This is a genomic window from Chthonomonas sp. (genome assembly GCF_035294165.1).
Lineage (GTDB): Bacteria > Armatimonadota > Chthonomonadetes > Chthonomonadales > Chthonomonadaceae > Chthonomonas.
On sequence record NZ_DATGLN010000256.1, the window covers coordinates 23,467 to 40,605 of the forward strand.

At 54.9% G+C, this 17,139-nt stretch carries 16 protein-coding genes; 5 read left to right on the top strand and 11 right to left on the bottom strand.

The features are described 5' to 3' along the window. The first annotated feature begins 31 nt into the window (after positions 1-31). Positions 32-412: a VOC family protein gene (locus tag VKV29_RS14335; protein WP_324202002.1), complete on the top strand. Its 381-nt coding sequence runs from the start codon at positions 32-34 to the stop codon at positions 410-412. Here the strand turns inward: VKV29_RS14335 and VKV29_RS14340 are convergent. Beyond that, positions 364-1,602, bottom strand: a complete 1,239-nt coding sequence (locus tag VKV29_RS14340) for a polysaccharide deacetylase family protein (RefSeq protein WP_324202003.1) — start codon at positions 1,600-1,602, stop codon at positions 364-366. The two genes, VKV29_RS14335 and VKV29_RS14340, sit on opposite strands and share 49 nt — an antisense overlap. Before the next feature lie 103 nt (positions 1,603-1,705). Between VKV29_RS14340 and VKV29_RS14345 the strand changes: the two genes are divergently transcribed. Both VKV29_RS14345 and VKV29_RS14350 read left to right on the top strand, forming a co-directional pair. Next, entirely contained in the window at positions 1,706-2,062 is a 357-nt protein-coding gene (locus VKV29_RS14345) for a hypothetical protein (RefSeq protein ID WP_324202004.1), read from the top strand. A 12-nt stretch (positions 2,063-2,074) separates the two neighbouring features. Then, complete coding sequence (locus VKV29_RS14350; protein ID WP_324202005.1) at positions 2,075-2,722, top strand: hypothetical protein; 648 nt, start codon at positions 2,075-2,077, stop codon at positions 2,720-2,722. On the opposite strand, the gene VKV29_RS14355 is transcribed toward VKV29_RS14350, so the two are convergent. From VKV29_RS14355 to VKV29_RS14370, 4 genes are read right to left on the bottom strand one after another with little or no spacing between them, the layout of a single operon-like run. Next, a complete protein-coding gene (locus tag VKV29_RS14355) occupies positions 2,719-4,281 on the bottom strand; it encodes a glycoside hydrolase family 10 protein (protein WP_324202006.1) in 1,563 nt (520 codons plus the stop codon). The two genes, VKV29_RS14350 and VKV29_RS14355, sit on opposite strands and share 4 nt — an antisense overlap. 44 nt (positions 4,282-4,325) lie before the next feature. After that, on the bottom strand, positions 4,326-5,426 hold the full coding sequence (locus VKV29_RS14360) for a 5-(carboxyamino)imidazole ribonucleotide synthase (protein WP_324202007.1): 1,101 nt from the start codon (positions 5,424-5,426) through the stop codon (positions 4,326-4,328). Beyond that, complete coding sequence (gene purE, locus VKV29_RS14365) at positions 5,423-5,932, bottom strand: 5-(carboxyamino)imidazole ribonucleotide mutase (protein WP_324202008.1); 510 nt, start codon at positions 5,930-5,932, stop codon at positions 5,423-5,425. Before purE ends, VKV29_RS14360 begins: the two co-directional genes overlap by 4 nt. Before the next feature lie 35 nt (positions 5,933-5,967). Beyond that, entirely contained in the window at positions 5,968-7,260 is a 1,293-nt protein-coding gene (locus VKV29_RS14370; RefSeq protein WP_324202009.1) for an MFS transporter, read from the bottom strand. A 406-nt stretch (positions 7,261-7,666) separates the two neighbouring features. Here VKV29_RS14370 and VKV29_RS14375 point away from each other — a divergent pair, with 406 nt between their 5' ends. Together VKV29_RS14375 and VKV29_RS14380 are read left to right on the top strand one after the other, a co-directional pair. Further along, positions 7,667-8,236: a tetratricopeptide repeat protein gene (locus VKV29_RS14375; RefSeq protein ID WP_324202010.1), complete on the top strand. Its 570-nt coding sequence runs from the start codon at positions 7,667-7,669 to the stop codon at positions 8,234-8,236. Between the two features lies 1 nt (position 8,237). Beyond that, entirely contained in the window at positions 8,238-8,663 is a 426-nt protein-coding gene (locus tag VKV29_RS14380) for a nuclear transport factor 2 family protein (protein WP_324202011.1), read from the top strand. On the opposite strand, the gene VKV29_RS14385 is transcribed toward VKV29_RS14380, so the two are convergent. The 6 genes from VKV29_RS14385 to hpnA all read right to left on the bottom strand — a co-directional run bounded on the left by VKV29_RS14385 (position 8,642) and on the right by hpnA (position 17,139). After that, positions 8,642-11,869, bottom strand: coding sequence for an efflux RND transporter permease subunit (locus VKV29_RS14385; protein ID WP_324202012.1), 3,228 nt, complete (start codon positions 11,867-11,869; stop codon positions 8,642-8,644). The genes VKV29_RS14380 and VKV29_RS14385 overlap by 22 nt on opposite strands. Before the next feature lie 6 nt (positions 11,870-11,875). Continuing rightward, positions 11,876-13,177: an efflux RND transporter periplasmic adaptor subunit gene (locus VKV29_RS14390; RefSeq protein ID WP_324202013.1), complete on the bottom strand. Its 1,302-nt coding sequence runs from the start codon at positions 13,175-13,177 to the stop codon at positions 11,876-11,878. Between the two features lie 5 nt (positions 13,178-13,182). Beyond that, the gene (locus VKV29_RS14395; protein ID WP_324202014.1) at positions 13,183-14,490 is read right to left on the bottom strand and encodes a TolC family protein; all 1,308 of its coding nucleotides are present in this window, start codon (positions 14,488-14,490) and stop codon (positions 13,183-13,185) included. After that, positions 14,487-15,152, bottom strand: coding sequence for a hypothetical protein (locus tag VKV29_RS14400; protein WP_324202015.1), 666 nt, complete (start codon positions 15,150-15,152; stop codon positions 14,487-14,489). The genes VKV29_RS14395 and VKV29_RS14400 overlap by 4 nt, the downstream gene beginning before the upstream one ends. A gap of 69 nt (positions 15,153-15,221) precedes the next feature. Next, the gene (gene ispH, locus VKV29_RS14405) at positions 15,222-16,151 is read right to left on the bottom strand and encodes a 4-hydroxy-3-methylbut-2-enyl diphosphate reductase (protein ID WP_324202016.1); all 930 of its coding nucleotides are present in this window, start codon (positions 16,149-16,151) and stop codon (positions 15,222-15,224) included. Beyond that, positions 16,138-17,139 (bottom strand): hopanoid-associated sugar epimerase, encoded by a 1,002-nt coding sequence (gene hpnA, locus VKV29_RS14410; RefSeq protein ID WP_324202017.1) that lies wholly within the window; start codon positions 17,137-17,139, stop codon positions 16,138-16,140. Before hpnA ends, ispH begins: the two co-directional genes overlap by 14 nt.

A 17,139-nucleotide genomic window follows, 5' to 3' on the forward strand; every position in this document is an offset into this window, starting at 1 on the left:
GTATATCCAACGATCGCCGAGGAGGACAACCGTGAGCTTCGAGTTTGAAGGGGTCATGGCCGTTGTGATGGTACAAGACATTGAGAGGGCGTTGCGATTTTATCGTGATCTTCTCGGTTTTACCGTTCAGGAGGAGCAGGAGGACTGGGTGTTTTTTCAAGAGGGCGTAGGGCTACAAACTGCTCCCGAGGCGGGCACGGAGGTGCGGTTCGAGGCCAATGCCGTGGTCTTAACGCTAATTGTAAAAGACGTAGTAGCCTCTTATAGAGAGCTGACGGAGCGCGGTGTGGCCTTCTTTTTGCCGCCTACCATACAAAACGGGCTAAAGATCGCCGTGTTGCGGGATACGGAAAACAACCTTATTCAGTTGTTGCAGTTACCTGATGCGGATTTGCGTATTTCTCCTGAGTAGCCCATATGCAGCCCGTTTGCTTTCACCGGTTTCCGATGGTGTAACTTCGCCAGAAGATGAGAGGCATGCAGAGGCCGTCGAACGGCAATATGACGCGATGAGGGTGGGATGGGAAGGCCATAGCTTTGAAGTGTAAGACCTTCTAGGGCAAGATGCTTCTTGTTGACCAGATCGCTCAGGTCGGTAGGTATGGTGATGGTGTTCGGATCGCCGTCGCTTATGTAGACCTTTTGTGGATGTTTTTGAAGCCAATCTATCCAAGTCCACAGCCCGTCAGGCCCGTTGTAGGCGACAATGCGTGGAATGCGGTAGGGGTTGAAGCGGCGTGAGCAAGGGGCGGGAGCGGGGCCTCCGGCTGCCAGTAAAATAGCTTGGTTATTATAGGCAATGTTATGCCAGCGCCCTCGACACATGATCCACCAATGGTGTGAGCGCGGCGTACAGCCACCGGGAATGGCAAAGACGGAGGTTTCGGCTTTTGGGTCTAGCTTATCAATAAGCGCTTTACCGAGAGCGATCTCCTTTTCGATACCGGTATCGGAAAGGTGATTGAAATATTTGTGATCATAGGTATGATTGGCGATTTCAAACCCCATCTTTTGCAGCGTTAGAAGCTTCTTTTGAAACTGATGCCGGCTGCCGAAAGCGTTGGTGGGCACCACGAAGAAGACACCCTTAAGCGCCCAGTCGGGATGAAGTGCATGGAAGCGCATGAGAATGCCCACGGCGCAGTTTGGGTCGATGCGGCCGTTTGGCAAATAACGAAACTGACTGAGGAGCGCATCATCAAAAGTGAAGATAACCGGCTTTTTGCCGGGTGGGAGATCGATTCGGTCTTCTAGGTACTCTTTCATCGAGATAGGGCGATAACCGAGTCGGTAAAGCCTCTCGATGTCCTCACGAAAGAGGGCTGCCGAACGACATGTCATGTAGCGTCCAGAGTGGATATTATGATATTCTAAAATTGGGATGAAGCCCACTTCATTCGGACGGATGCGCTCAAGCTCGGCCTGAGTTAATTTCGTGGGCAAGGGTGTGGCGCTCGCAATAGATAGGGTTGAAAGTCTGATCGGTTTGGTGAGGGAGGTGGTAAGGCGATTGCAGCCGCCGAAAAGGCAGATACCTACCAGCGTCAGCGGCACCAACAGACCATGGAACGAATGTTTTAGGTAACGTGTATATTGAAGCATGGAAAATTCCTTCACACCGGCTACCCTTAGTGTCCAGATGGGATAGGTTGGCAACGTTTTTAGTAGTATAGCATATTTATCGGAGGGGAGAGGAAAGACCTTTATGAGTTGGAAAGAGGATGGCGGCGCCTCGAAGTTAGAGCGATTTCGCGCTCTTGTACAGAAGCAGTTCGGGCAGAATCTGGAAAAGGCCACGCCGGCCAACGTGCGCGAGTTTATGCTGCTTTGTCAGCAGAGCCTGCTTGGTGCTTCATCACCCGAACGGATCGAGCTAAATGAAAGCAAAACCACTTATGAGGAGATTCTCAAAGACTTCTTCGTTCGCGTTCTTGAGAAACCCACAGAGGAGGCCCTCATTACGCTGTGGCTTATGGCTTTTGAGCTATCTTTCTACCAGATCGAGCAGCATACTTCGGAGCGACTGCAGGCGCTCTTTGGCGATGTAGAAGAGAGTTTTTGAGGTGTTGTGTTTATGCTGAATGAGGAGCCCCGAGTAGGCTATTTTTATTGGTGCTACACGCTTCACAGCAATCTAGGAAAAGAGTTCAGCGATAAAGAGTATCGCCCGGTTCTGGTGGTGAAACGCATTGGTTATTATGCCGCCATCTATCCCTGTAGCACCCTATTCTCTTCACGTGAGGGCGCAGAACCTTTAGGGACGCTGTTTCAGGAGGAGCCAACCTATCTCATTTATGGGTCGGGAGTGTTTTACATCCCTCTAGCCGACCTCAACCTACCGGGTATCGTTTGGCCGGAATGGGCTCTATGGAGGCGAACCCATGCGGCTCTTGTCGAAGCCCATCTCAGTCAGCTGCAAAAACGCTATGGGGCGCTCTTAAGAGCGCCCTTGATCAAGCCTGCGGACGAGAGAACCTCCCTTCGTGTGGCGCTAGGAGAGCGAATTGCTCCTGAGGTAGTCGCTCAATTGCTGAGGCCGCCGGAGCGACCGAAGCCATCCGCATCGCCGCTGTCAAGGTCTCCTATATCCAAACCACCCAACGATGCAGAGATATTTCGGAAAGCCCTCGAATCTCTGCCACCCGACCTGCGAATCGTTAAGGAAGGCGACCGAGCCAACTTCGATGCATCGCGTTCCAAAAAGCGACGTGGAAAGCGTTAGCGGGTTCCGTGCGATGGTTCATTTTTATCGGCCACCCTCTGCGGGGTATAGATAACTGCCGGAACGCCTTGAAGGTTGTAGTTGTTGACGGCGGAGATCGCCACAACATCGGGCAGCTGTTTAGCATCGGATGCAAACGTTATCGTATGGCAATCGGCCGGCAGAATCCGTGTTTGCCAAGCACCCTGCAGGCGCATCTGCAGCACCCATACCTGCACGAGGTTTGCCTGGGAAGAGCTGCCCTCGTACCACCGAAGCGTTACACTGTGATCGCTTGGGGGTGTTTCCACCTCCACACTGGGCTTATCGGGCTGAGAACCACCCAGCCAGGGGCAGCTTGGAACAAGCACCGGTTGCGCATAGGGGCCGTTCAGCAGCGCATCGGAGAGCGTTTGGTTGGCCATTAGCGTTTTCATGCTAAACTGAACACAGCCATCGCTGGTAGGGTTTTTCTCGGCTATCTCGATCTGATGCACGATCTCGCTTGCAGGCCAGGCGCCGTCGCCCACACGTCCCGTGTAGAGGCTAGGCCAGACATACCGAGGGGCATCGCTGTTGCACTGATCTAGCCACCAGTTCAAAAGAACCGAGTAGCATTGGGCTTTTTTCTCGATAGGCCAGTAGAGTTGTGGGCTAAGGTAATCGAGCCATCCTTTCCGAAGCCAAAGCCGCGAGTCGCAGGAGATTTCGTTGTAGGCATCGAAACCCTGAATCTGTTCGGGATGGCCCGGTCGCCATATGCCAAAGGGGCTTATACCTACCAACACCCAAGGTTTTATGGCTTTAACCTCTTCATAAAGCTTTTCCACAAAATCGTTGATGTTTTGGCGTCTCCAGTCGGCTAAGTCCAGCGTACCGCCTTGTTGACGATAGCGATGGTACGTGGTCTGATCGGGAAAAGGAATCTCGTGACCGTTTTTATCCGAAATGGGATAGGGATAGAAATAGTCATCAATAGCGACTCCATCTATATCGTAGCGTCGCACCACATCGAGAATGACGGAAAGAGAGTAGGCACGCGCCTGGGGGTCTCCGGGATCGAGCCAGAGCATATCGCCGTAGTGGCGAACCCATTCGGGATGCGTGTGTGCCACATGGTTAGGCGCTAGCGGGCCGTGCGCAGAGGGATGGTAGGCACGAAAGGGGTTGAACCAGGCATGAAGCTGCAGCCCACGTTTGTGGGCCTCTTCGATGGCAAAGGCGAGCGGGTCGTAGCTGGGGTCTTCGCCTTGGTGGCCGGTGAGATAGATAGACCAAGGCTCGATAGAGGAGCGATAGAAGGCATCACAAGCGGGGCGCACTTGAAGGATAACTGCATTCAAATGAAGTTGCACCGCCTTGTCAAGGATTCGAATCAGTTCGGCCTTTTGTTGGTCTACCGAGAGGCCGCGGCGCGAGGGCCAGTCTATATTATCCACGGTGGCCACCCATACGGCGCGAAACTCGCGAGGAACCGGCGGCACTGCCACTGTGGGCGTGGTCTCTTGCGCCGATAGACGCACAGCTCCGATCAGTAGTGCACAAAGCAGTAAGGTAATGAGGATGTCGCGAAGAAACACGATGCCTCCTCCTCTCATCCGTATGAGATAAAATGGGATGACGCTCAGAAGTCTACGATATGCTGGCGACGTATCCGTTCGACGAGAGCGTCTCTTTTCTCTATAGTTTCGGCAGTAAGGGTAATATGTCCTACCTTGCGCCGTGGCCGTGGAGTTTTGCCGTAGAGATGAAGGTGGGCACCCTCGATGGCCAGCACAGTTTCAGGAGATGGCCACGAGCCGATAAGGTTGATCATGGCGCTATAACCTCGTGGTGTAGTAGCCCCTAAGGGATAGCCCAAGATGGCCCGAAGATGGTTCTCGAACTGGCTTGTTGTTGCCCCTTCAATGCTCCAGTGGCCGGAGTTGTGCACACGTGGTGCCATTTCATTGGCGATGAGATGGCCCTCTTTTTCAAAAAACTCGATGGCCAAAACGCCCACGTAGTTTAGTGTGGTCAGCGCTCGTTTGCCGTACTCTTCCGCCTCTTGCTGAAGGTCTAGCGAAAGATTTGGCGCGGGCGCAAGCGAAAGCCGTAGGATTCCCTCACGGTGATGATTCTGTACCAGAGGATAGAAGGCGAGTTCTCCCTGCAGCCCACGCACTGCAATAAGCGATAGTTCGCGTTCAAAAGGGATATAACCCTCTAAGATCGATGGACTGCCTTCAAGGGCTTCCCAAGCCGGGACAAGCTCGGCTTCCGTTTGTAGAACGACTTGTCCCTTGCCGTCGTAGCCGAAACGGCGCGTTTTTAGCACGGCCGGTAGCCCTACCATACGAACCGCTTCCTGTAACTCCGCGTAGGTCGTCACGGGATGGAAAGGTGGGGTAGGGATGTCCTGCGATCGAAAAAACTGTTTCTCTAGCAGGCGATCTTGGGCGGTTTCAAGCGCGTTAGGAGGTGGCAGCACCACCTTGCCCAGAGCTTGCAGCCGACAGGCACTCTCAACTGGGACGTTTTCAAATTCGTAGGTAATGAGGGAAATATCCTTCGCAAATCGCTCCAATGCGTGTGGATCGTTATACTCACCTACAATCTGCTCACCTACGGCGGAAGCAGGGGCGCTAGAGACAGGATCGAGAAAACGGAAGGTAAGCCCCAAAGGGATTCCGGCCAGACCAAGCATGCGACCGAGTTGGCCGGCGCCAATGATTCCGATTCTCATGAGGCGCCCTCCCGTGGATCGGGGTAAGAGAGCACTTTATGGGTTTGCTCCTCGCGAAAATGACGGAGGGCTTCGCGGACGACGGGCAATTGGGTGCCCAGAATCGCTGCGGCGAGCAAGGCGGCATTGACGGCCCCCGCGGTGCCGATGGCCAGTGTACCCACCGGCACACCTGCCGGCATTTGGACGATGGAAAGCAGCGAGTCGAGGCCTTGAAGCGCCCGCGACTGCACCGGCACGCCGAGCACCGGCAAGAGAGTTTTCGCTGCCGCCATGCCGGGAAGGTGGGCAGCCCCACCGGCTCCGGCAATAAGGACTTTGAGGCCACGCGATTCCGCCGTAGAAGCGTATTCGAAAAGCAGATCGGGAGTTCTATGCGCGGATACAATACGCACCTCGTAAGGGATGTTGAGCTGAGAGAGCGTTTCGGCGGCGTGGCGCATCGTTTCCCAATCGGACTGTGACCCCATGATGATGCCAACCAAAGGAGTTTGTTCGTTCTGCATATCAAAAGTATAGCATAGGCGTTCGTAGAGGCGATTTATCCCTCAGGCTCTAGCTCTTCGGTGAGAAGCGGTTCCTCACGTAGCACAACCTCTTCCAGGACAGGAACTTGCGGCTTGCGTTCTTTTGGAAGCCAGCGGGTGGCCCCTAGCGAGATCGTGGCGATGACTACCCCCACCCAGAAAGGTAGTTGATAGTCGTGATAGTGCATCCAGAGCCAAGCACCTCCGACAGGAACGGTGACGGCGGCGATGTGGTTCATCGTTACCCCCATCGAGAGGCAGGGCGTGATCTCGTTCGGCTCGGCGATGCGATTGAGATAGGTAGTAAAACCAACCCCGAAGCTAAAGAGCACATTATCAATGAGAAAGAGGGCCACGAGGGCGCCCACCGTGCGTATGGTGGCGTAGCCGAGGAATACCACAATCAGCCCAATACTGTAGAAGGTTAATGGGCCGCGTTCCCCGCGTTTATCTATTTCTCTTCCGATAATAGGGGCGAAGACGATAATGAGCACGGCATTGATGAACTGAATAGAGAGCATGTTTTCAAGCGGCACTTTATAGACCAGGACGAGGGAAAAGAAAGCAAAAATGCTGAATATCTGCCGCCGGCAGCCGTCGAGGAAAGTAAGAAGATAGTAGAGGGCATATTTACGGCGAACGATAAGGCGTGCCCTCGGCCCTTTGGTGGAACCGTGATGCGAGATGCCCAAGCAGAGGAAACCGCTAATGACAATGCAAAATCCGGCAAAGGCGAAGCTTACGAGGTACACAGGTGCGGGAGTGTGTCCATGATGGGGACGAAAGCCTAGCGCACTCATCCCGATGGCGAGAAGCCATGCCACGAGCAGCGCGAAGATCGTGGCCAGTTTGCCAATGGCGGCCATACGGCTGAGATGCTTTCCACCCTCTTTACCTTCGGCCAGCGCGAGTGCGATGGAGGAGCTTACGGGAGAGTAGGAGTGAAAACCGATAGACCAGAAGACGGTGATGACCACCAGCAGCCAGTAGGAGGAGATCGTACCGGAAAGCCCAATGCCAACGCCCATAATAATGAGGCCTAGAGAGGCGATGCGGGTTTCGGGCAGCATGGCCAGGGTTCCGGCCATAAGTGCGGCAAGAAGGCCGGGGATTTCTCGTAGCGATTCGAGGCCTCCTAACATGAGAGGGTTGGCACCGAGATGATCGCGAAGGAAGTTCTGAAAGTCACCCGAATAGATGGCAAAGCCGAAAGAAAAGAGGAAAACGCTTGTCAGAAACAGGCCCCAGTCACGGTGTAGGGCTTTTGACGAACGCGATGATGGTACCGAATGAGCCTCGCTGCTCACGAAATGCTGCTCCTTTTTAAATCTCTAAGCATGGAGAAGATTTTACCTTCTTTTGGGCTACCTCATGAAAAAAAACCAAAGGCCATTTCGTGCTGTCGGCAGGATCAAGTTAGAGCCTAGGCCTCTACGATGGAGCGTGTAGGCTATGGCTCTGACAGTGAATTGTGGCGGCAATCGTTATCGGAATACCAAGTACGTTTGGATGTTTCCGCCTAATGTGTTCATCTGCATAACCAATGCGGAAACCTCTTTGATGAAGTGTCGTTAGTTGACTTGACACAGGAGTGCCCGCTTAGGTTTAATGAAGGCAACATTTGTTTTGGGAGTTGATACTTTGGAAAAGCCGCACTCGGCGAAACAGGGAACGGAAAAGACGGGCGGAAGGAGAGCAAGAGGAGCCTCTAATATGCGTTCCGCGACGGCTCACTTTAACCGAGGCGAGCAGTTTCGTCGCAAAGGCCTTCTGCGTTCCGCTGCACAGGCCTATCGAAAGGCCGTTGAGTATGCCCCAGATAACGCCCACTATCGCTTTCGGTTGAGCGAATGTTATGCCGGCATCGGGCTGACCGAAGAGGCTATTGTGGAGTTGGAACGGGCACGCGATCTGAAACCTGAAGAGAGCTATTACCACTTTTCCCTAGGAAACCTGTATGTGCGCGCCGGACGTATTGAAGAGGCTATTGCCTCGTTACAGAAGGCCACCCATTTCGCTCCCCGCGATGCCTACTACAACGTGCGCCTTGGCGTGCTCTGCCTGCGCTTCCGCTACCTTCATGAGGCGGCAGATGCCCTGCGTCGCGCCATTAAGCTCGACCCGGATAACGCCTCCTATCATGCTCTGTTAGGAGATGTCTATGCGGGGCTAGGCTACGATCGAGAAGCCCTTCGACACTATCGCAACGCCGGACGTCTGGACCCCTACGATGCACGCTACGTGGAACAGGTACGGCGCATGGTGGCAGGAGATATGACATAAAATGCCGCTTGAAAAAGAGGTGTTGGACGCAGCCCGATTCGATGCGGCTCAACGCGAGCTTTTGGAGATTACCTGGCGGATGCTTCACGCCATTGATACGGGCGATGCCGAAACCTATGCGGCCCTCTCATCCCAAGAACTCTCTTGTTTTGAGGACGTTTGCGCCTATCGCATTGATGGTCTTGAGTTTCACCTCGATCTTATTCGCCTCATGGGAAGAAGCCCGGAACGCGCCCCAATCCGTTTTGATATGCTCTCCCCTCGTGTGCAAATCTACGGAGATTGTGGCATCGTAACCTATACCCGTCTACAGACATTCGAACAGGATGGCGTGCCCTATTGGAAGAGCTATAACGAAACAAGGGTCTTTGTAAAGCGGGATGGGGCTTGGAAGATGGTGCATTTTCACCGTTCACCTACACCCTGAGAAGCGGGTTTTTCGATGTTTTGCGGTTCGCGCGTAGGGTAAGCAAGATGTTGGCGCAGCCACAGAACGAGGTCGTCGAACAGCGTGTAGATAACCGGTATCGCCACCAACGTCAAAAGTGTGGAAACCAACAGGCCCCCGATAACCACAATCGCCATGGGAGCTCTAATTTCCGATGCCTGCCCAATGCGGAGCGCGATGGGTAACATGCCCAGAATCGTGGCAATGGTCGTCATGAGGATGGGGCGCAGGCGGGTTGCACCGGCCTCTTGAATGGCGAGATCGCGAGGTTCACCCCGAGACCGCAGCGTGTTGGTATAGTCCAAAAGCAGAATGGCGTTCCTGCCCATAAGCCCTAGCAGCATGATCACCCCGATGGCAGCAACCAACGATAGCGTTTCACCGGTGAGCACAAGGGCCCCTAAGGCGCCGGCAAGCGCCATGGGCAGAGTGAACATGATGACAAAGGGAGTGCCCGGATTGTTGAACAAGATCGCCATGACCACATAGACCAGCAGAGCGGCCATGGCAACGGAGGTGGCAAAAGGGACGACATTTTCGTTCAGCGTTTCCGCATCGCCACCCCAATGAATCTTGATACCGGCATGGGGCAGTTTGTTCAAAATTTGGCGTTGTATTCTTTGTTGAATATTCCCCAGCGGCGCATTGGGCGCGAGATCGGCGGTTACGGCAACCATACGCTCACCGTTTTGGCGATCGATGCTTGTGGGGCTGCTGTGCAGGAAGAGATCGGCCACATCGGCAAGAAGAATGGGCTGGCCGAACGAATCGTAGCCGATGATGATGTTACCAACCTGTTGCTGATTGCCATGATCAAAGCCGGACAGATGCACACGTACGGGGATATCTTTGTCGCCATCCCTGTAAACAGTGGGTGAGGCACCCGCAATGGCCTCGTGTAGAATGGTGCCGGCCTGAAGGGGAGGAAGGTTAAAGGAGGCCGCACGAAAAGGCACGATGGTCGCTGTGACCTCTGGTTTGCCTGTGCGCACGGAAACATCTGGGTTGAGCACACCGGGTATTCGGGCGAGACGATCGCGAACAACGGCAGCAAATTGGGCTAGTTTCTGTGTATCAGCACCTCGCAGTTGGATGTCTATGGGTTGTGTAACTCCTACCACAGAGCGCACGGCGGTGGCTACAATGCGGGCGTCGCTTGTTTGGGCTAGGGGAGCCAAAGAGGACTGAAGCTCTTGTGCGATCGCGCTATCGCTCTTAAGGCGCGTCCCCGACAGAGGCATGTGCAGCCAGCGTGCGAAGACATTTGCACGCGGTTTTAGCTGTACGTTGATCTGAGCGAACTGCGGGCCTTGTTGAGGGATGGAGCCAAACCCGCCCAATATCTGCCCGACCGTTGTGGCCGTATGGGCTGTTTCGGGAATGGCGGCGATGATGCGCTCTGCCTGTGCAGCGATGCGGTCGGTGGCACTGAGGCTGCTGCCAGGAGGCATTTCTATGGTGACGCTTATTTGACTTTGATCGATGCCCGGTAGAAACTCAAAGCCGAGGTGGGGCAAGGCAAACCAAACCCCAGCCGCCAAGATAACGCCGCCCCCTGTCAGTACCATCCATCGGTAACGCATCGCCACACCCAGGAGGTGTCGGTAGCGGTTCTCCAGTTTTACATAAAGGCCTTCTAAAACGCGGTAGATTCCCCTGCGCGCTCCGATCGTCTCTCCTGAACGATACCAAGTGGAGGCCAACATAGGTGTTAGGGTGAAGGAGACGAGCAGAGAAAAAAGGGTAGCAAACACGATGCTGAGGCCAAACTGCTTAAAGAAACTGCCCACGATGCCACCGGTAAAGGCAATGGGCACGAAAACCACAACATCGGTAAGCGTTATGGCCAAACTTGCAAACCCGATCTCGGCTCGCCCTCGATAGGCGGCTTTGATCGGTGTTTCTCCGCGATTGAGGTGTCGCGTGATCGATTCAAGAACCACTATCGAATCGTCTACTAAAATACCCACGGAGAGTGAGAGAGCTAGGAGGGTCATTTGGTTTAGGGTGAAGCCTACTAGGTACATCACGAGGAAAGTGGCGATAATGCAGGTAGGGATGGCGAGCGAGACAATGAGGGTTCCGCGAAGGTTGTGCAGGAACAGCAAGACCACGCCCATTGCCAGAAATGCCCCTAGAATAAGGCTAAAATCCACGTCCTGCAGCGCTTCACGCACGATGGTGGCTGTGTTTTGTAGGGTGATGATATGCACATCCGGTGGTAGTATCGGATGAAGTTGCGCGAGGGCTTTTTGTAGCTCCTCCACCACGGTCACGGCACTCGCATCTGCCGCTTTTACCACTACCAGGCTCACCCCCTCATGGCCGTTGATGCGTGTGATAACCGTTTGCGGGGCGTATCCCTCTGAAACGTCGGCGACATCGGCCAGGGTAAGTGGGGGGGAAGGGGGAGTAGATGTGGGAGATGGGAGAGATGGGGGCGGGGCAGAGGGCAGAAGAACGGTATTGCGCAGCGCCCGCAGAGAGGTATAGGCGCTGGCGAAACGAACCTCGATCTGCTGTTGTCCCTGCACCATAGAGCCAGCCGGTACATCATGACCACCCATCTGTAGACTGTTGATGACGTCGGCAATCGTAAGATGGTTCTCCTGGAGCCGCAGGGGGTCTACCCGAATATCAATCTCGCGTGTTCTTCCTCCGTAGACCTCTACCGAGCCGACTCCGGGTTCTCGGCGCAATCGTGGGGCGATCACATCGTCGGCAAGTTGGCGCAGATGAAGCGAGTTCAGCGAAGAGCTTTCTAACCCGAGATAGAGCACTGGTTGGGCGTTTATATCGAGAGGGGAGACCTGGGGTATTTGGGCACCGGCAGGAAGGTGAACGGACTGTAGGTGCTGGCGAACGGTGGCCAGAGCACGCGCCACATCGGTGCCTGCGACAAAGTCCATGCTGATAATGGAGACATCTGGTTGGGAGCTGGAGTAGACGTTTTTGAGGCCGGCGACGGAACCTACGGCATCCTCAATCGGTTTAGTGACCTCTGTTTCGACCTCCGAGGGCGCCGCCCCTGGATAGACAGTTGTAATTGTGATGGTGGGAATCGTTACACGCGGATTGAGGTCTATGGGGAGATGGAAATAGGCAAAGATGCCCAGCGCCGTTATGGCGAGCAGCACCATCCACACAAGCAGGGGGCGTGATATGGCGAGACGGGTAATCCACATAGCGGTCTACGGAAGCATAACCAGAATTCGGGCGCTTTGGCCAATTCGTAGCCCCGCCGGGAGGTGGAGAAAAGAGAAATGCACACGGAACGAGCGGCCATCCGGCTCGGCCACCGGCGATATATAAGTAAGTTTTGCCGCATAGGCTGCACCGGGATGGCTATCCAAAAACACCTGGGCGGCTTGGCCGATATGCAGCAGAGGGAGTTGACGCGCGAGCGCTAAGGCCTCTACATAGGGGTGGTTTGTGGAGACTACGGCAAGCAGGGGTAAGCCTGGCTGCACGATGTCGCCGGTATGAACCGCCAAGTCGGTGACAATTCCCTCGATGGGACTGATCAGTTGGTTCGCCCGATAAACGGATTTGGCGGCGACTAAAGCGGCATGGGCTTGCTGCACGGCATCTCGGGCGGCGGCGACATCGTGTTGAGCGATGGCGATGACTTGAAGCCGCGCTTTGGCCGCCGTTTGAACCGCTTGTTGGGCTTGCTGAACTCCGAATTTCGCCTGATCGAGGTCTTGCTGCGCAAGGGCAACGCGATAGGGTAGGGAGCCACCAGGGGCTGCCATGGTCTGCTGCAGTTGCGCTTTAGCTGCCTTGAGATCGGCCTCGGCGGTCTCCACTTGGGCTTGCGCTCCTTGGAGTTGCAACTGCGAGACACCTCCAACCGAGGCAAGCTGTTGGAGCGAGCGAAGGTTTTTTTGAGCTTGTTCAAGCTCGATCTTCGCTTTTTGTACGTTGGCGGTTGCGGCAACGGCATCGGCGTTATTGGCGTCTTGGGCTGCGCGCAGGGCAGTTTGCGCCTGCTGCTCCTTTTGCTGGGCCTGTTGGAGGGCTGCTTGGGCGGTTTGAAGGTCGCTATCGGCTTTGAGTTGTTGAGCCTTAGCGCCGACGATGGCCTTGCGAAGTTGATCTTGTGCGGCGCGATAGCCGGCCTCGGCCTGATCCCATTGGGCGCGTGTTTGGGTATCGTCGAGAACGATGAGGGGTTGGCCGATGGAAACCTGATCGCCGTTGTGCACAAGAACCGCAAGGGCTTTGGTTGGCTGTGAGATAGAGAGCGTAGCTCGATCGGAGGCTTGAATAAGCCCGATCAATTGCAGAGGTTCTGGCTTTGGCGCTACGGATTGATCGAGGCTTTTGGTGGCTGTGGATGCCATGGTAGAGGTTGGCGTGAGGTCGGGAGCAGCGGCTAGTTTAGATGCCGTTGGCATCTCTTGGCGTGCACAGGCGATGAGCACTATGACCGAGAGACCTATAAGTGCAATGGATATAATGAAACGACTGCAGTTGACGAAGTTTTTCATGATCTCTATTTAGAAATTTGTTGCGGAACAAGAGTTCCCTGAGCGTACCGAAAAGCGAATTCGGCTGCGATCAGATCGTATTGTGCTTGAAGTTCGCTCTGTTGTGCCGTGATATAGTCCTGGCGGGCGTTCTTTATGTCGAGTGCCGTACCCTGTCCCACTTCGTAGGCTTTCTCTGCCACGGTTAAACTCGCCTTACTGCTCTCCAACTGAACGTGGGCTAGGGCTAGCTGAGCTTTAGCTTCTTCCATCTGCTGCCACGCCTGTGTTACATCGAGAATAATACCGGACAGGGCGTCTTTGCGAAGGGCCACGAGGCGTTCAACGGCATTTTCAGCCTGCGCTCTATCTGCTTTACGCTCCCCTTTATCCAACAGTTGCCAATGAAGTTCGATGGTAGCTGCGGCATAGTGTTGCGGCACGATGGCCGTTCGAGTTTGTTCGGCTAGTTCGGCATGAAAGCTAAGAGAGGGTTGCATCGCGAGGCGAGCCAGAGAGAGGCCAGCTTTGGCGGCCTGCAGTTGGAGGTTTAGAAGAAGCAGATCGGGACGTTGCGTTTGTGCCGTGGCGATGGCCTCTTCCGGGGAAGGGGGTGGTTCTGGCAACGAGGCCGGAGGCACGATCTGGATAGCGGATTCTAGCGGGCGCCCTAGGAGCCGATTGAGGTTCATTTTGGCTAAATGGTAGGCTCCTTGCGCCTTCGCCATACCCAGTTCAGCCTCGGCGGTTTGAGATTGCGCTAGGGTGCGATCTATGGGCTTGCCGAACCCAGCGGTAATTTGCTGTTCCACAAGTGCGGCGTACTGTTTTGCGAATGCGACCCCTTCCTCTGCCGCTTTGAGGCCGGCCTGAGCGCGCAACAGGTCTACACAGGCCTTTGCGACAGAAAAGGCGATATCGGCTAGCTCTTTCCGATAGTTTTGTAGAGCGATAGCGCGTTCGGCCAGATAGCGCTCTTTGGCGGCCCCTAGCCCGGCGCGATAGAGAGGCTGATCGAACTCCAACTTTATCTGACCGAACTGTTCTGGAAGGGCTGGGGGTGCGGAGATGCCGGGCAGTCGCACCTCCTGACCCTGCTCGGTACCGGATGCGGTTGCGGTGATAGAGGGGCGAGCCACCGGTCTGTCGGGGTCGGCTGCAGCCTCCGCAGAGGCCAACTCATAGCGGGCGGCTTGTGCTTGGGGGCTTTGTTGAAGCGCGATTTGGATGGCCTGAGAGATGGTGAGAGAGGTGGCCATCTCTTGTGCACGGCATAAAGACGCGCTGCACGCGATGAGCATAGCCACTATAAGGAAGCAGGTACGAACGATCATGGGCTAGGCTCCTGCAACGCAGCGATGAAATTTTGAAGGTATAACGCCAGCGTCTTCGCGGCGTAGGCGGCTCTCTTGCCCAATAGATAGAGTTCGGGCAGGTTATAGGGCTGTTTCAAGACGGTAAGCAAGAATGGAAAAAGACGAATGTGGCCTTGTGTATCGGTAAGTACGTTAAAATCAAAGGGCATACGGTCTTGGTAGCCGTCCGTAATGGCGCGCACGACTATCCAGGGACAGTTATGTGTGGTGGCAATTTGCGCAGCGCCGAAGCTTTCCATATCGATTCCTAAAGGTTTTTCTGGGTAAATTGCAGAGAGTTTCTGCAAAAAGGCGCTTTTTTCCGCCGAGTTTAGCAGAACGCGGTTTACCGTTGCCAAGGGGCCTATCCCCAGGCGAACCTGCGGCAGCACGATCTGTTGTGCTTGCCAAAACATATCCGCATTGGGTTTATAGGCTTTTGGCGACGATGCCACTCCGTCGAGCACCTGATTGGCTATCAACAGCGTGCCCGGCACAAGCTCTTCCGTCAAGCCGCCGCCAAATCCGCAGATAATAAGGCACCCAACGCCTTGTGCAAGGAGCTGCTGAGCGCCTCGTGCTGCATTTTCCCTGCCGGCGCCGGAGCACTGAACGATAAGATTTTGTTGCACCGCCTCCATCGGTCGGAAAGGCCTTCTCTCCTGAGGCAGCGCAAATAACACTCCGATTCGCAGTCGTGCTTTCTCTTGTTAGGATGGCTGCGCCACCGGCTCTTCCGAAGGAGGCGCGATGTCACATTCAAGCACCTTCTGGCGTACGGCCTCAACGAGGTCTTCGGGAGTGGAGAGGCCGGAAGCGATCCCGACGGTTTTACAGTTGGCCAACACTTCGATGGGCAGCTCTTCGGCGTTTTGGACGTGAATGGTGTTGGAGTTATAGTGCCGGCATAGCGCGGCCAGTTCCATGGTATTGGCACTTGTACGAGAGCCGACCACGATCATCAAATCCACCTTCTGGGCTAGCTCGATGGCGTCATCCTGTCGGTTTTGCACAGGACGGCAGATCGTGTTGATGATGCGTATCTCCTTGCACATCATCAACATCTCGTTGATGATTTTGTGGCACAGTTCGAGCGCGTGGGTCGTTTGAAAGATCACGCCGACTTTGCGCAGAAGTTTGAAGTTTTTCTTGGCCTCATAAAGCTCCTCAACGCTATCAATCACAAGGGCCGGATTTTCCAGTGAGCCCAGGATGCCTTTGATCTCGGCGTGGTTTTTATCCCCAATGATCACGACCTGATAGCCGTCTCGCTCCAGAATTTGTGCGGCCTCTTGTGCCCGTAAGACGATGGGACAGGTGGCATCTACAACCTCGATGCCCTGCGTCTTAGCTTCCTCGATCTTCGCTTTAGGAAGTCCATGGGCGCGGATGACCATGGTTCCACCACGGCTCTGCGTATAGTCCTCGACTTTCCGAAGGCCTTTGCTTTCGAGTTCATCGGTAACACGTTTGTTATGAACAAGGTCACCGAGGATAAACACGTCTTTACGTTCATCGAGGGCTTGACGGGTGAGATTGATGGCGCGTTTAACGCCAAAGCAGAAGCCCACCTCGCTGGCCATTATCACAGTTCGGCCAGACGGTGTGCTGGCCACATTATGGTTTTTATTTTTTGGCATAACCTTTCTCCTGAAACCAAGCCACTGCGCGGGCGAGAGCGTTTTCTATGGGCGATTGGGGCATTCCCAGTTCCCGCACAGCGCGCGTTGAGTCGAAATACATTTTATATCTAGCCATTTTCACCCCTTCGAAGGGATGCGTCGGCTCTTTTTTCAGCAAACCTGCGACCACAAGGTTTTCTAGGCCTACGGCGCACCAGGCGAGGGCATAGGGCAGACGAAGGCGCGGAGCGGGCAGCCCCGATATCTGGGCGAGCATTTCTAACATCTGCCTCAAAGTTACATTACGATGTCCGAGAATATAACGTTGACCGGTGCGCCCTTTTTCCGCAGCTAGCAGAATACCCTCCGCCACGTCCCGTACATCCACAAGGTTCAAACCGGTGTCTACGTAAGCGGGCAGACGCCGGTTGAGAAAATCCACGATGATGCGGCCTGTAGGGGTGGGTTTAATATCGTTTTCGCCCACGGGCGTGCTCGGATTAACGATGACCACATCCAGACCCTCTGCCGCAAATTGACGGGCAACCTCCTCGGCCAAGAATTTCGAGCGTTTATAGTGCCCTATCATGTCGGCCAAGGAGACCGGTGTATCTTCGTTTCCAGGCGAACCATCGCGAGGGATACCTAGTACTCCTACGGTGCTGGTATAGACCACACGCCTTACACCGGCATCACGGGCTGCGGTCAGGAGGTTTTTTGTGCCCTCCACGTTTGCTCGGTAAAGCTGTTGCGGATCGCGCGCCCAGAGGCGGTAGTCTGCGGCCACATGGTAGACCACATCGCAACCGGCCACCGCTCTGCGAAGCGAGGCGATATCGGTTAGATCGCCACACACCTCTTCGTAAAGCGCTGGATTAAGAGCGCAAAGATTATCTCGACGGCTCGTCGGGCGGGTAAGCACCCGGATAGGTTGGCCGCGCTCTGTAAGCAGACGAGCCACGTGAAAACCGACAAAGCCTGTGGCACCGGTGACCAGCGAAGGCAT

Excerpts from the sequence above, each read along its gene's own strand:
- VKV29_RS14385 (WP_324202012.1), bottom strand. The coding sequence starts at position 11,869 with ATGTGGATTACCCGTCTCGCCATATCACGCCCCCTGCTTGTGTGGATG.
- hpnA (WP_324202017.1), bottom strand. The coding sequence starts at position 17,139 with ATGCCTTCGCTGGTCACCGGTGCCACAGGCTTTGTCGGTTTTCACGTG.
- VKV29_RS14395 (WP_324202014.1), bottom strand. The coding sequence starts at position 14,490 with ATGATCGTTCGTACCTGCTTCCTTATAGTGGCTATGCTCATCGCGTGC.
- VKV29_RS14360 (WP_324202007.1), bottom strand. The coding sequence starts at position 5,426 with ATGAGAATCGGAATCATTGGCGCCGGCCAACTCGGTCGCATGCTTGGT.
- VKV29_RS14380 (WP_324202011.1), top strand. The coding sequence starts at position 8,238 with ATGCCGCTTGAAAAAGAGGTGTTGGACGCAGCCCGATTCGATGCGGCT.
- VKV29_RS14390 (WP_324202013.1), bottom strand. The coding sequence starts at position 13,177 with ATGAAAAACTTCGTCAACTGCAGTCGTTTCATTATATCCATTGCACTT.
- VKV29_RS14350 (WP_324202005.1), top strand. The coding sequence starts at position 2,075 with ATGCTGAATGAGGAGCCCCGAGTAGGCTATTTTTATTGGTGCTACACG.
- VKV29_RS14345 (WP_324202004.1), top strand. The coding sequence starts at position 1,706 with ATGAGTTGGAAAGAGGATGGCGGCGCCTCGAAGTTAGAGCGATTTCGC.
- purE (WP_324202008.1), bottom strand. The coding sequence starts at position 5,932 with ATGCAGAACGAACAAACTCCTTTGGTTGGCATCATCATGGGGTCACAG.
- VKV29_RS14400 (WP_324202015.1), bottom strand. The coding sequence starts at position 15,152 with ATGGAGGCGGTGCAACAAAATCTTATCGTTCAGTGCTCCGGCGCCGGC.
- VKV29_RS14340 (WP_324202003.1), bottom strand. The coding sequence starts at position 1,602 with ATGCTTCAATATACACGTTACCTAAAACATTCGTTCCATGGTCTGTTG.
- VKV29_RS14375 (WP_324202010.1), top strand. The coding sequence starts at position 7,667 with ATGCGTTCCGCGACGGCTCACTTTAACCGAGGCGAGCAGTTTCGTCGC.
- ispH (WP_324202016.1), bottom strand. The coding sequence starts at position 16,151 with ATGCCAAAAAATAAAAACCATAATGTGGCCAGCACACCGTCTGGCCGA.